Source organism: uncultured Dokdonia sp. (genome assembly GCF_937910895.1).
Lineage (GTDB): Bacteria > Bacteroidota > Bacteroidia > Flavobacteriales > Flavobacteriaceae > Dokdonia.
Genome location: NZ_CALEMI010000126.1, coordinates 15,598 through 30,285, shown reverse-complemented (window position 1 = coordinate 30,285; position 14,688 = coordinate 15,598). Strand labels below are relative to the sequence as shown.

Genomic DNA, 14,688 nt, shown 5'->3' with positions numbered 1-14,688 from the left:
TATTTTATTTCCATGAAGTATATGGATGGTTACTAATATAAGAATTATAATATTTTTTATCTCCTGTAACTTCGTCTCCGATCCAAGAGGGTTTAGAAAAAGACTCATGTTCGTTACTAAGTTCTATTTCTGCAAGTAAAAGTCCAGCATTAGCTCCATAAAATTCATCAATTTCCCAGATGTGTTTTTTAATAGTGACTTCATATCGGGTTTTATCTATGATGCCAGGAAGGCAGAGTTTAAGGAGGATTTGCGCTTTCGCGAAAGCGATCTCTTCTTCCACTTCAACACGTGTTGTACCACTCTCATTTGATTTTCCTTTTATCGTGAGAAAACCTTTGTCTCCTTTTATGCGAACACGTACTGTGCGTTCGGGATCTGTACTGAGGTATCCTTGCGTGATTCGTGTGGAAGTCTGAGCTTCTTTTTTAAAAGCACCTGAAGTAATTAAAAATTTACGTTCTATTTCTAGAGGATTAATGTCATTCCCGTGAAGATGGGAATCTTCTGTAGTTTTAGCTGCTATTTCTGAGAAGGCAAAAGTCTTCTGCTCTTCAACTCCTATTCGCCACGGCGGATTCTTTCTATTATCTCCTGCGTAATATAAAATAAGCCGATTCCCATCGGGGTCTTTGAGTCGCGCTTCTCTCCATAACCAAGATTGATCTGTCGGTAATAGGTCAAAGATAGTTGTATCTCCATGAAGGTTGAGTTCTTGTAATGCTACTACTTTCTCATCTAGACTCTCTACTTCAAAATAGACGATGACACCCTCACCAGAAGGCAACTCTTCTACTTGATGAATAGAAAAGGTGCTGTCGCCATCTGGACATTCAAAACGAGCATATTTTTCATGGGTATGAACGATGAGGTGTAATCCTAACCGTTTGTAAAAACGGATGGATTGCGTAAGGTTTATAGAGGGAATGGTAATTTGATTAAGATTCATGGGTTTCGATTTGCCAAGGCGGGATATTTTTTGCCTGATTCCTTTGATATAAAATTACATAATTTCCGTCAGGATCTTTCAGGTGAAGCTCGTGACCTCCCCATGAAGAAGGAATTGTTGTTTTAATAAAATATACGCTTTCGCGAAAGCGGGCTTCCAACAACTCAAAATCAGTTACTTCAAAATAAATAACCACGTCATCCTCAGGTATTTTTGTATTATAATATACTGTAAATATGGTGTTGTGTGCTTTATTTTCAAAATGCGCATGGTGCTTGGGTTCTACTTCAATAAGCGTCATCCCTATGTTTGTGTAGAATACGATAGAGGCATCCAGATTTCTTGAAGGAGCTGTGATATGATCAAACGCTATAGGCATTACTTAGTTCTTTAATTTGAGCATTACCAATAGTAGAATCCTGATACCCGTGTATTCCTAGATACGCCATGGCTTTGGCTATTTGCATAGCTTGTGTAGAGTGATATTTTTTAAGAGGACCTACCATAAAGAAGTCCATAACTCGCATAAGGAGTTTAAGTGTTTTCTCCCCTTTTCTATCTTCATCTGGACGTCCATTTATAAAAGCAGGTTTCATGATGTAGGTGTGAGGAATTTCTATTTTTAAAAGATCACGTTCCATTTCTCCTTTGGTACGGACATAGAAAAACGGACTTTTAGCAGAAGTGCCAATAGAAGATATGACCATAAAAGTAGCTATGTTGTTTTCTTTTGCGAGTTGTGCGGCTGCTATCGGAATGCCATAATCAATCTTATGATAAAGATCTCGATCTGGAGTTTTAGCTTTTGTAGTGCCGATACAACAAAAAATAATATCTGCTGTAAAGTCTTCTTTGACGGCTTCCAGATGCAGTAAGTCACATAGTATTTCTTCAATCTTAGGACTGGAAAACTCTGTAGGTCTTCTAGTAAAAATCTTAATTTTTGAATACGTAGGATCTTTGATAAGAAGTTCGGTTAAGAGTCCTCCTGTAAGTCCTGTTGCTCCTAATATGATGGCTGTTTTTGACATATCTCAAATGTACAATATCTATTGAAAACTTCTAGGCGAATCCGTACCTTGCACGTAATGGAAACGTCCCTCCCTATCCGTAAGATTATTCATGTAGATATGGATGCATTTTATGCCTCTGTAGCGCAATTGGATGATCCTAGTTTGCAAGGGAAAGCCATTGCTGTAGGTGGTGGAGGCGATCGAGGCGTGGTGAGTGCCGCAAGTTATGAAGCACGTAAATTTGGTGTTCGTAGCGCCATGAGTGGGGTGCTGGCTCGGAAATTATGTCCAGAACTTATTTTTGTGCGCTCTGATTTTGCCAGATACCACGAGGTGTCCAAACAAATACGGGAGGTTTTTCATGAATTTACAGATCTTGTAGAACCGTTATCACTCGACGAAGCCTATCTGGATGTAACCGAAAATAAAGTAGGCATGCCCAGTGCTACGGTAATTGCTACGTGGATACGTCAAAAAATCAAAGAAAAGACAGGGCTCAATGCTTCGGCGGGGATAAGCATTAATAAGTTTGTTGCCAAAGTCGCTAGCGATATCAATAAACCCAACGGACAGAAAACGATTCCGCCAGAAGAAGTGGTTGCTTTTTTAGAAACATTAGACATTCGTAAGTTTTATGGTATTGGGAAAGTGACGGCTGAAAAAATGTATCAGAAGGGGATTTTTACAGGGCTGGACATGAAGAAGAAATCTAAAGAATATCTGGAGCAACATTTTGGTAAAAGTGGCGCCTACTATTATGATATTGTGAGAGGGATTCAATACAGTCAAGTAAAACCGAACCGGATTCGTAAATCACTTGCTGCGGAGCGTACCTTTTCTGAAAATATTACCTCAGAAATATTTATGATGGAACGTTTGGATCATATTGCAGAAGAGGTGGAGAAACGACTTTCAAAAAGTAAAGTAGCAGGAAAAACGGTAACGCTTAAGATTAAATATTCTGACTTTACACTTCAAACACGCAGTAAAACCTTGGATTATTATGTACGTACCAAAGATGTTATTCTAGAAACAGCCAAAGAACTTTTGTACCAAGAAAAGATGAAAGATAGTGTTCGGTTATTGGGAATCTCATTGTCTAATTTGAATACGGAGGACAAGAAGAAAGCTAAGACAGCACTTGAAGAAAAAGAAATTGACGTACAATTGCGATTTGAGTTTTAAGGTATGCTGGGAGTTAAGAGCGGGAAGTTTGAGGTATTTTTTGTTGTAGCTATTTTAAAAGAAAGTTTTCTCTCCCTCTGGGAGAGATGCCTGAAAGGCAGAGAGGGATTTCGCGAAAGCGTATACAACCACTTTTCAAGATGTATAAAAACCCGTATCTTTACCTCGATGTCAAATAAAAGTTGGACATATCTTCCTTTATTACTGAAATTTCTTATAAAGAGAAATCCAGAATAGTAGTTGATTGCCTGAATTTAAGTAACTTTAAAGCAATCTAAATCTTTACAACATCATGCCTTTTTATCATAAGTTAGGAGAGATTCCTCACAAACGTCATACGCAATTCCGTAAACCTGACGGATCGCTCTATTCAGAACAGTTATTTGGAACCATTGGTTTTGATGGGATGAGTACCAATAGTTATCACGTATACAGACCTACACAGGTCAAAGAGATTCGCAAACAATATTCTGTAGCACCCAAAATTGCTTTGGAAAACAGTATAAAATCGTATCGTTTTAGAGGTTTTCAGATCAAGCAAGAACAAGATTATCTGGAGAGTCGCAAACCTATTTTGACCAATAGTGATTGTACGATCATTCTGGCAGCACCTAAGCAAAGAACGCAAGACTATTTTTATAAAAACACTGATGCAGATGAGCTGATCTTTGTACATAAAGGTTCAGGAAAGCTACGCACGCATTTAGGAAACTTGGATTTTAAGTATGGCGATTATCTGTTAATTCCGCGAGGAGTGATTTATAAAATAGATTTTGATACCGAAGACAATCGTCTTTTTATTGTAGAGTCGCGCCGTCCTATTTACACACCTAAACGATACCGTAACTGGTTCGGACAATTATTAGAACATTCACCGTATTGTGAGCGTGATTTACGCCAGCCGTATGAGCTTGAAACTAATGATGAGAAAGGAGATTTCTTGATCAAAGTAAAAAAGCAAGACGATATTTTTGAAATGGTATATGCCTCACATCCGTTTGATGTGGTAGGCTATGATGGGTATAACTATCCGTATGCCTTTAGCATACATGACTTTGAGCCTATTACTGGTCGGATACATCAGCCGCCACCTGTGCATCAAACCTTTGAAACCGATGCTTTTGTGGTCTGTAGTTTTGTACCTCGTAAGTATGATTACCACCCACAAAGTATTCCTGCACCGTATAATCATAGTAATATAGATAGTGATGAGGTGTTGTATTATGTAGACGGTGATTTTATGAGTAGAGCAGATGTAGATGCGGGACATATTTCGTTGCATCCAGCTGGAATTCCTCATGGTCCGCACCCAGGGACGGTAGAAAAAAGTATAGGAAAAGAAGGCACTGAAGAGTTAGCGGTTATGGTAGACACTTTTAAACCTTTAAAAGTATGTGAAGCTGCGATGGAAATAGCTGATGAGAGTTATCACACATCTTGGTTGGATCATTAAATAATTTTAATCATTAATAGTACGCTTTCGCGAAAGCGAAGTTCATACGGAGCCAATCGAAGTAAGAAAGCATATAAAAAAGGATAGATGTCAGAAAATAAATTACCTGCAGATCCATTAGCATTAGTCTTGGGGATCATCGCCCTTGTATTAGGAATCGCAGGCTGTTGTTGTTATGGTATTACAGCATTAATACCATTGGTAATGTCTATTATAGGACTTGTCGTAGCCAATAAAAGTTTAAAAGCCTACCGAGAAAATCCAGAGGGATTTTCTGAGTTGAGTAGAAGTAATGTCTCCATGGCAAGAGTCATTAATATAATAGCGATTGTCTTTAATGGAATCATTGTTTTAGGATTTGTAATACTATTTATAGTATATGGGACTTTCCTCTCTTCCGAAATTATGGATTCTTATAGAAGTGGAGATTTTGATACCACCGATCCTTATGAGTGGGATACGGACACCCTATATGATGATGAAGAAGACTATGAATATGACAGAATAGAAGTAGATACCATAGTGACAGACTCCACCATCATATACGAGATAAAAGAAATAGAAACGATAGAAAACTAAATGTTATGAGTAAGGACATACAACCCGTAAACTACGGACTAGAAAAAATATTTGAAGGAGCACAAGATTTCTTACCCTTATTAGGAACCGATTACGTTGAATTTTATGTGGGGAATGCAAAGCAAGCAGCCCATTTTTATAAAACTGCTTTTGGATTTCAATCGTATGCCTACAAAGGATTAGAAACAGGATCTAGAGATGAGGTGAGTTATGTGTTAAAACAAGACAAAATCAGAATTGTTTTAACAACACCACTTAACAGTAAATCACCAATCAATGACCATATTGTCAAGCATGGCGATGGTGTAAAAGTGGTTGCGCTTTGGGTAGAAGATGCACGTAAATCCTATGAAGAAACCACCAAAAGAGGTGCAAAATCCTATATGGAACCTAAAGTCGAGACCGATGAGCATGGAGAAACTGTACGCGCAGGAATCTATACCTATGGAGAGACGGTACACATGTTTGTAGAGCGTAAAAACTATAAAGGTGCTTTTTTACCAGGTTTTAGGGAATGGAAGTCAGACTATAACCCTACACCAACGGGTCTTAAATATATAGACCACATGGTAGGTAATGTAGGTTGGGGACAAATGAATACGTGGGTAAAATGGTATGAAGACGTGATGGGCTTTGTTAATTTTCTATCATTTGATGATAAGCAAATTCATACAGAGTACTCTGCATTAATGAGTAAGGTAATGAGTAATGGCAATGGACGGATTAAATTCCCAATCAATGAGCCAGCAAAAGCACCCAAGAAATCTCAGATAGAAGAATATCTTGATTTTTATGAAGGCTCAGGAGTACAGCACCTAGCGATGGCTACAGACGATATTATCAAAACCGTAGCCCAATTAAAAGCACGTGGTATTGAATTTTTACCACCACCACCACAGACGTATTATGATGATATCCCACAACGACTAGGTGAGCACATGAAAGTGATGAAGGAAGATATTGAAAAGCTTCAAGAACTCTCTATCCTAGTAGATGCCGATGAAGATGGATATTTACTTCAAATTTTTACAAAACCTCTAGAAGATAGACCTACCTTATTTTTTGAAATCATACAACGTATGGGAGCTAAAGGATTTGGAGCTGGAAACTTTAAAGCACTTTTTGAATCTATTGAGAGAGAACAAGAACAAAGAGGTACTTTGTAATTTTATAACGTACTTAACACAATATTTATATAAAAACTTCGTCCTTTATAGGGCGAAGTTTTTTATTGTAGTATTTTTGGAATAACTATTGCAAATACTCTTCGTAAATAACCAATTGGTGCCAAACATGAGAACATCAGTACATCATATTACACAATTACTATTCATAGGAGTTTTTACACTAGTGACGACTTTAGGAAAGGCGCAAGAGATCAAACCCGCCTACCAAGAAGGAGAGTGGTTTAAATTTAGAGTTCATTACGGGCTCATCACTGCAGGATATGCCACACTTACGGTAGAAGATTCAAAGTATAAAGGAACTCCAGTATATCACGTAAAAGGATATGGAGAAACTGTAGGGCTTTCAAAATTCTTTTTTAAAGTAGAAGATCATTATGAAAGCTACATAGATAAAAAAACAGATTTACCTTATCAATTTGTTCGTAAAATTAATGAAGGGGGACACACCAAAGACAAAGTCATAGACTTTGATCAGAAAAATCACAAAGCACATATCTTTAATAGAAAGCATAATACCCGTGAAACAGTAGATGCCGCAGTAAATGTACAGGACATGGTATCGGCATTTTACTATTTGCGTAATCACTTAGACACGACAAATCTAAAAGAAGGAGACGAAACGAGTTTAACTATGTTTTTTGATAGTGAGAACTATCCCTTTAAACTTCGTTTTTTAGGACGCGAAGTAATGAATACTGAATTTGGTAAAATAAGATGTCTTAAATTTAGACCTTTAGTACAATCGGGACGTGTCTTTAAAGAACAAGAAAGCCTTACCGTTTGGGTGAGTGATGACGAAAATAAAGTGCCTATTCGCATTAAAGCCAGTCTTGCTGTAGGATCTCTCAAGGCAGATCTCGCAGCGTTTAAAGGACTTAAGCATTCATTTAAGATTGTAGTAGATAATTAATCAGATACTATGAAGAAAAAAATCGAACCAGATCTTGAACGTATCATAGATGCTCTTGATGATAAATATGAAAAAATAGATCAAGATCTTGACGATCATCTGGAAGGATTATTACAAAGTAAGCCCATTACCTATTGGGATTATATTCATACAGATGCCTTATTAAGCCTTCAGTCACCACGCACAAATTTTCCAGATGAAAATGTATTTATTATGTACCATCAAGTGACGGAACTTCTGTTCAAAATGGTCCTCTGGGAAATAGAACAAGTCGCACACCATAAAAATCTTACAGTTACTTTTTTTGCCTCACGTCTAGGTCGTATCAGTCGTTACTTTGATATGTTAACGTCCTCCTTTACGATTATGAAAGACGGGATGGATTTAGAACAATATATGAAGTTTAGAAAGACGCTAACTCCAGCTAGTGGATTCCAAAGTGCACAATATAGAAAGATAGAATTTGCAAGTACAGATTTAATTAATTTGATAGATGCTCGCTTTCGCGAAACTATAGATAGAAACACTCCCTATGAACATGCCTTAGAACATTTGTATTGGCAAGCCGCTGGAAAAAATTATCAAACTGGAAAAAAGAGCTATTTGCTCTATGCGTTTGAGGAAAAATATAAAAATGAGTTTATAGCATTTACAAAAGAATATAATACTATAAATTTGTACGCGAAGTTCAAATCCCTACCTGAGGCAGATCAAAACGATCCAGCGTTGCGACAAGCTATGAGACATTACGACTATACAGTAAATATAACATGGGTGATGTCACACTATCATACAGCAAACCATTATTTAAATAATGGAGAGCACGTGGTAGAAGCAACGGGAGGAAGTGAGTGGACAAAATATATGCACCCTAAATATCAGCGCAGAATATTTTTTCCAGATGTTTGGACTGCCGAAGAATTAGCAAACTGGGGACAAGATGTATAAAGGATAGATGATAAGACCTGTGAGATTAACAACCATATTTACCGCACTACTACTCGCTATTAGCCTTGTTGCTTGTGGCGAAAAAGAAGAAAAACCAACACCCGTTCAAGAAGTAAAACTCCCAGTAGAACCGCCTGCACAAGCGTATGGATATGTGCTTGACGACTATGTTGTAGAGCGTGACACCGTAAAATCGGGTGATAGCTTCGGAAAAATACTTTTTGAATCTCACGTTGGTTATGGAACGATACAACAAATTTCAGATACAATACAAGAAGTTTTTGACACCCGAAAAATACAAGTAGGTAAACCCTATGTATTATTAAAATCTAAAGACACTACAGAGACCGCACAAGTTTTTATTTATGAAAAAAATAAAGAAGACTACGTAGTGGTAGATTTTCAAGATGGTGTCGTAGCCGAAGAAAAATCACACCCAGTAACGATTGTAGAAAAAGAAATATCTGGAATAATTAGTAGCAATTTGTCTTCTACCTTTGATGAATTAGATACCAATGTGCTAGTTGCCTACAGGATGGCAGATATTTATGCTTGGACCATAGATTTCTTTAAACTTCAGGAAGGAGATCGATTTAAAGTAATTTATGAAGAACGCTTTGTGAACGATACAGTTCCTGCAGGAATAGGAAGAATCAAGGCAAGTGTTTTTGAGCATAAAGGAAAGTCTGTATACGCCTATTATTTTCAGAATGATTCCCTTCCAGGAGGCTCTGACTATTATGATGAAAATGGAGATAATTTACGACGTGCTTTCTTAAAAGGACCTCTAAAATTTAATAGAGTTTCCTCTAGATATAATTTAAAAAGACGTATAAAATATTACGGCTATAAAGTCCGTCCTCATAAAGGAACCGACTTTGCAGGTGCCATAGGCACCCCAATTCTTGCCACGGCAGATGGAACAGTTATTAAATCAGAACGTAGAGGAGGTAATGGTAACTATGTTAAAATACGCCACAATGGGACCTATGAGACGCAGTACTTGCACATGCAAAAGCGTATTGCAAGAGTAGGTGATTATGTAAGACAAGGAGAGGTAATAGGAACTATAGGAATGACAGGCAATACAGGTGGACCTCACGTATGTTATCGCTTTTGGAAAAATGGACGACAAGTAGATCCATTTAGAGAAGATCTCCCAGCTTCAGAGCCACTCGCCGACTATCTAAAGCCTATATATGATAGTGTTATGCAACCTCTACAAAGACAGTTAGACGCTATTCCTTTTGCAACAGAGTATAAAGAGATAGATGATTCTAGCACACTCCAAGAACAAGATTTATAATCTACAGTAAAGACTACTCAATGAAGAATATCAACCCAACAGAAACAAATGCTTGGAAGAAATTACAATTGCACTTTGAAACCATAAAAGACGTACATCTTAAGGAATTGTTCAAAGATCAAGGTAGAGTAGCAGCACTGACTATACAATGGCAAGATTTCCTTGTAGATTATAGTAAAAATAGAATTACAGAAGAAACCAAATCATTACTAGTTGACCTTGCAGAAGAAGTAGGCCTTTCAGAAGCGATTGCTAGTTATTACGGCGGAGAAGTTATAAATAAAACAGAAGATCGTGCGGTAATGCATACGGCATTAAGAGATTTTTCAGCAACAGCTTATCATAAACAAGAAGTCGCAGGCGTACGTGATGCTATAAAAACCTTTACAAAAAGTATTATAGAAGGCGCACATAAAGGTGTTACTGGAAAAGTCATTACAGATGTTGTTAATATTGGTATTGGCGGATCAGATTTAGGTCCCGTTATGGTGGTAGAGGCTTTGCAGTATTATAAAAATCATCTGACCACACATTTTATCTCAAATGTAGATGGAGATCACGTGATGGAAACGATTAAAGACCTTAATCCTGAGACAACACTCTTTGTGATTGTTTCTAAAACATTTACAACCCAAGAGACATTAAGCAATGCGACAACGGTACGCGCTTGGTTTGTAGATCAGTTAGGAGAAGAAGCTGTAGGGAATCATTTTGTGGCGGTATCTACCAATCTGGAAGCCGTCCAAAACTTTGGCATTACATCCCACAATATTTTTCCTATGTGGAAATGGGTGGGAGGTCGTTTTTCACTTTGGAGTTCTGTGGGGCTTTCTATTGCATTGGCAGTAGGATATGATCATTTTGAAGATTTATTAAAAGGAGCTCACGAGATGGACGTTCATTTTAAAGAACAGCCTTTCGGCGAAAATATACCTGTCATCACAGCCTTATTAAGTGTTTGGTACAATAACTTTTTTGGCGCCGAAAGTGAAGCAGTCATTCCATACACACAATACTTGCATAGGCTACCTGCCTATTTGCAACAAGCTATTATGGAGAGTAATGGGAAAAGTGTAGACCGTGATGGAAATCCTGTCACTTATGAAACAGGAAATATTATCTGGGGAGAGCCTGGAACCAACTCACAACATGCGTTTTTTCAGTTAATACATCAGGGAACAAAATTGATTCCTGCCGATTTTATTGGATTTAAGAAAAGCCTTTACGGTAATACAGATCATCATGATAAATTAATGGCTAATTTTTTTGCACAAACAGAAGCATTAATGAATGGTAAGACCAAAGATCAGGTGACAGAAGAATTTAAGGAGCGTACGCTTTCGCGAAAGCGTATAGAACAACTCACCCCTTTTAAAGTTTTTGAAGGAAATAAACCAACGACTACCTACCTCATAGACACACTTTCTCCAAGTACTTTGGGGGCATTAATCGCTATGTATGAGCATAAGATTTTTGTACAAGGAGTGATCTGGAATATTTATAGTTATGACCAATGGGGTGTAGAACTTGGGAAACAACTTGCAAAACAAGTGCTTAGCGACTTTAATGATGTTGAATCTTCAAATCACGATGCGTCTACAAAGCAATTATTGATTTCTTACAAAAATGCCTAAAAAAATATCAGATTATTAAGGAATAATTGTTTTTATCAATAAAAATTATAATTTATTAATAATTAAAGTGATATGTTTATAAAAAGAGTTATAATGTTAATTAATTAACGTTGTGATAATCTTAACAGATACATGAATTGGTTAATTTTGCTTTGCTTAATTCAATCAATTCATTATGAAGAAAATTACATTTTTATCCGTAATTGCTCTTTTCTTTATGACAGCTATGTCATTTGCACAAGGGGTAACTACGAGTTCGATTAACGGTCGAGTATTAGACAATAATGATGGTCCATTACCAGGGGCTAATATTATTGCTACTCACGTTCCAACAGGTTCTGTTTATGGAGCCGTTACAGATTTTGACGGTTTTTACCGTATTTCAAATATGAGGTCAGGAGGTCCTTATAATTTAACAATATCGTATGTAGGTTTTGAAGATTTCAATGAAGAAGGTTTTATGCTTTCTTTAGGGGAAACAAAGAACATCAGCACATCAATGGCTGAATCTTCAAACGCCCTTGACGAGATTGTGATTACTGCTGTAGCAAATGGCGGCGTTTTTGATGCAAATAAGACGGGATCAGAAACAACAATTAATCAACAGAAAATTGAGGCGTTACCTAATATTTCAAGATCTATTGCAGATTTTGCACGTCTTACGCCAGAGGCGCAACTACGAGGAGATAATCAATTATCTATAGGAGGACAGAACAATCGTTACAATGCTCTTTATGTTGATGGGGCTGTAAATAATGATGCTTTTGGTCTTTCTGGTTCAGGAACCAATGGAGGGCAAACAGGAGTAAATCCGATTTCAATTGATGCAATCGAATCATTCCAAGTAAACGTTGCTCCTTATGATGTCACTATTGGAGGTTTTGCAGGAGGTTCAATTAGTGCTGTAACAAAATCAGGAACTAATAAATTTCAAGGATCAGCTTATTATCTTTTGAGAAATGAATCCCTTGCAGGAAAAACTCCTGGAGATTTAGAGGATGACGAAAGAGAAAAATTAGCAGAGTTTTCTGCAAAAACTTTTGGAGTAACAGCTGGAGGTCCACTTATCAAGGACAAATTATTCTTTTTTATAAATTATGAAGGTCAGGATGATGAGACTCCACAACCATTTATGGGTAGTGACTATATTGGGGAATCAGGGATAGAAGGTGTTAATCAATTCAGACAATTCTTAATAGATGAGTATGGTTATAATCCTGGTACTTTTGATAACAACACAAGAACTTTAGAAAGTAATAAATTCCTATTAAAATTAGATTGGAACATTAATGAAAACCATAAGTTATCATTTCGTAACAATTTAGTACAGGCAGATTTCTTCGGAATTGGTCGTTCAAGTGCTAGAACAATTAACTTTACAGGTTCTGCTCAAAACTTTGAGTCTAATACAAACACTGCTTCTCTTGAACTTAATTCTACATTTGGAAACAAGTATTCAAATAGATTTATTTTTGGTTACACAAGAGTACGAGATGACAGAGGTATTAATGGAGATCCATTTCCTTTTATTGAAATAAATGATGGTGATGCAAGAATATTTGCAGGTTCTGAGCCTTTTTCTACAGCCAATTTATTAGAGCAAGATATTTTTACACTTACAAATAATTTCCAAATTTATTCTGGACGTCATACAGTAACGCTTGGTACTCACAACGAGTATAGTTCTGTAAAGAATGTATTCTTTGGACGTAATTTTGGAGAGTATACGTATAATACATTAGAAGATTTCTTTAATGATCAAGCTAATGAATTTCGTAGTAGTTATTCACTATTAGGAGGTACAGGTGATGAGTCTATAGGTGCTGCAGAATTTGATTTATTCCAATTAGGATTTTATGCTCAAGACGAAGTGCAAATTTCTAATAACTTCAGACTTACTGCAGGTTTAAGAGTTGATTTACCAGTATGGGATGATGGAAGAGGAAACGAAGATTTTAATACTAGAGCTATCGCTTTATTAGAAGATGCTGGAAAAGATCTTCAAGGAGCTAGAGTTGGACAAGGACCAAGAACTAAAGCTCATATCTCACCTAGAATAGGTTTTAACTGGGATGTAAAGGGAAATAAATCTACTCAAATTCGTGGAGGAGTTGGCTTCTTTACGTCTAGAATACCTTTAGTATGGCCAGGAGGTGCTTATAACAATACAGGTACGGTTGTGGCTAATACAAGAGTTTTTAGACCAAATCCAGATTCTGGACAAGAAAACTTAGTGCCAAGTTTTAATCCTGATGTAACTTCTCAATTTAGACAAGAAGGAGAATTTCAAGGAAATATTGATTTACTTGCAGATGATTTAATGTTACCACAAGTATTTAAAAAGAGTTTTGCAATAGATCAAAAACTTGGGAAAGGATTTATCTTTTCTGGAGAGATCTCTCACAGTAGTGTCATCACGGGTCTTAAATTAGAAAATCTTAATATTCAAGAACGTTTCACAACTACTGGAGCTGGACCAAGAGCCAATTTCGGAAATATTGGTTCTAGCAGACCTACGTTGATAGATGATACGTATGAAGGAATCTTCTTAATATCAAATACAAATGATGGAGAAGCTTACAATGTATCTGGTACCATTACAAAAAACTTTTATTCATCTAAAGTAGATATAAGATCAAGCGCTACGTATTCTTACGGAAGAGCTACGACTGTTTTTGAAGGAACGTCTTCTCAAAACATTTCTAACTGGGCTTTTAATGAAAGTGTAAATGGATCTAATAATCTTGGAACATCTATCTCTGATTTTAGTCAAGGACATAGAACATTAGCAAATGTTGTTATAGATGTTAAATGGACAGACAATGTAAAAACTACCATAGGATTATTTTACGAAGGAGCAGAAGGAACACCTTTCAGTTACGTTGTAGGTGGAGGTAGAAGTAATCGTTTAATCAATGATTCTGGAGAAGGATTTACTGCTTTACCATTTATCCCATCTAACTTCCAAGAGGCGCAGTTAATTGATGATGGTGATGTAAGTGCAGAAGAGCAATGGATTGCTCTTAACGCTTTTATTGAAGGAGATGACTACTTGAGAACTCGTAGAGGTCAGTTTGCAGAACGCAATAGAAGTAGAGCAAATTGGAGTCATGTCGTAGATTTAAAATTTGCACAAGACTTTTCATTAAAGTTTGGTGAGCAAAGACATGCTTTTCAAGTATCTGCAGATATATTCAACTTTACGAATTTTATCAATAAAGATTGGGGAAGAAGATTCTTTACAAGTGGATTTGATACAGCAACTCTTGTGAATTTTGAAGGCTTTGCAGCGGATGGAACAACTCCACAATATACTTTTAATAATAGAGTAGAAGGTGGTCTTAATCAAATTGATGATGCTGGCTTTAATTCATCTAGATGGCAAATGCAAGTAGGATTACGCTATATCTTTAACTAATTCATAGTATATCATATTTTCGCTTTCGCGAAAACTTTCAAAACCGACACTGCTTTTAGTGTCGGTTTTTTGATTTAATAACTTTAAATTAACAATAATTAATTAA

The 14,688-nt window shown here is 36.6% G+C and carries 12 protein-coding genes and 1 pseudogene; 9 read left to right on the top strand and 4 right to left on the bottom strand.

Translation table 11 applies throughout. From position 1 onward, the window contains the following. Positions 1-4 precede the first annotated feature (4 nt). The 4 genes and pseudogenes from Q0505_RS14860 to Q0505_RS14850 form a co-directional block, all read right to left on the bottom strand. Entirely contained in the window at positions 5-481 is a 477-nt protein-coding gene (locus Q0505_RS14860) for a CYTH domain-containing protein (protein WP_299214624.1), read from the bottom strand. Positions 482-670: 189 nt separating this feature from the next. Then, a pseudogene (locus Q0505_RS21450) lies at positions 671-949 on the bottom strand (VOC family protein); the annotation flags it as partial. Then, on the bottom strand, positions 939-1,328 hold the full coding sequence (locus Q0505_RS14855) for a VOC family protein (protein ID WP_299214408.1): 390 nt from the start codon (positions 1,326-1,328) through the stop codon (positions 939-941). The gene Q0505_RS14855 and the pseudogene Q0505_RS21450, both read right to left, overlap by 11 nt. Next, positions 1,312-1,980, bottom strand: coding sequence for an NAD(P)H-binding protein (locus tag Q0505_RS14850; RefSeq protein WP_299214405.1), 669 nt, complete (start codon positions 1,978-1,980; stop codon positions 1,312-1,314). The genes Q0505_RS14855 and Q0505_RS14850 overlap by 17 nt, the downstream gene beginning before the upstream one ends. 57 nt (positions 1,981-2,037) lie before the next feature. On the opposite strand from Q0505_RS14850, the gene dinB reads away from it, so the two are divergent. The 9 genes from dinB to Q0505_RS14805 all read left to right on the top strand — a co-directional run bounded on the left by dinB (position 2,038) and on the right by Q0505_RS14805 (position 14,582). Beyond that, a complete protein-coding gene (dinB, locus tag Q0505_RS14845; protein ID WP_299214402.1) occupies positions 2,038-3,147 on the top strand; it encodes a DNA polymerase IV in 1,110 nt (369 codons plus the stop codon). Between the two features lie 292 nt (positions 3,148-3,439). After that, entirely contained in the window at positions 3,440-4,600 is a 1,161-nt protein-coding gene (locus tag Q0505_RS14840) for a homogentisate 1,2-dioxygenase (protein WP_299214399.1), read from the top strand. A gap of 87 nt (positions 4,601-4,687) precedes the next feature. After that, on the top strand, positions 4,688-5,179 hold the full coding sequence (locus Q0505_RS14835) for a CCC motif membrane protein (protein WP_299214396.1): 492 nt from the start codon (positions 4,688-4,690) through the stop codon (positions 5,177-5,179). Between the two features lie 5 nt (positions 5,180-5,184). Next, positions 5,185-6,345, top strand: a complete 1,161-nt coding sequence (gene hppD / locus Q0505_RS14830; protein ID WP_299214393.1) for a 4-hydroxyphenylpyruvate dioxygenase — start codon at positions 5,185-5,187, stop codon at positions 6,343-6,345. Positions 6,346-6,472: 127 nt separating this feature from the next. Next, on the top strand, positions 6,473-7,276 hold the full coding sequence (locus Q0505_RS14825) for a DUF3108 domain-containing protein (protein ID WP_299214390.1): 804 nt from the start codon (positions 6,473-6,475) through the stop codon (positions 7,274-7,276). 9 nt (positions 7,277-7,285) lie between these two features. Next, positions 7,286-8,224 carry a tryptophan 2,3-dioxygenase family protein gene (locus tag Q0505_RS14820; RefSeq protein WP_299214387.1) on the top strand — a complete coding sequence of 313 codons (939 nt, stop codon included), beginning with the start codon at positions 7,286-7,288 and terminating at the stop codon, positions 8,222-8,224. Between the two features lie 19 nt (positions 8,225-8,243). Beyond that, complete coding sequence (locus tag Q0505_RS14815) at positions 8,244-9,530, top strand: peptidoglycan DD-metalloendopeptidase family protein (protein ID WP_299214382.1); 1,287 nt, start codon at positions 8,244-8,246, stop codon at positions 9,528-9,530. Between the two features lie 20 nt (positions 9,531-9,550). Next, positions 9,551-11,164 (top strand): glucose-6-phosphate isomerase, encoded by a 1,614-nt coding sequence (gene pgi, locus Q0505_RS14810; protein WP_299214379.1) that lies wholly within the window; start codon positions 9,551-9,553, stop codon positions 11,162-11,164. Between the two features lie 175 nt (positions 11,165-11,339). After that, positions 11,340-14,582 (top strand): TonB-dependent receptor, encoded by a 3,243-nt coding sequence (locus tag Q0505_RS14805; RefSeq protein WP_299214376.1) that lies wholly within the window; start codon positions 11,340-11,342, stop codon positions 14,580-14,582. Positions 14,583-14,688: the final 106 nt, after the last annotated feature.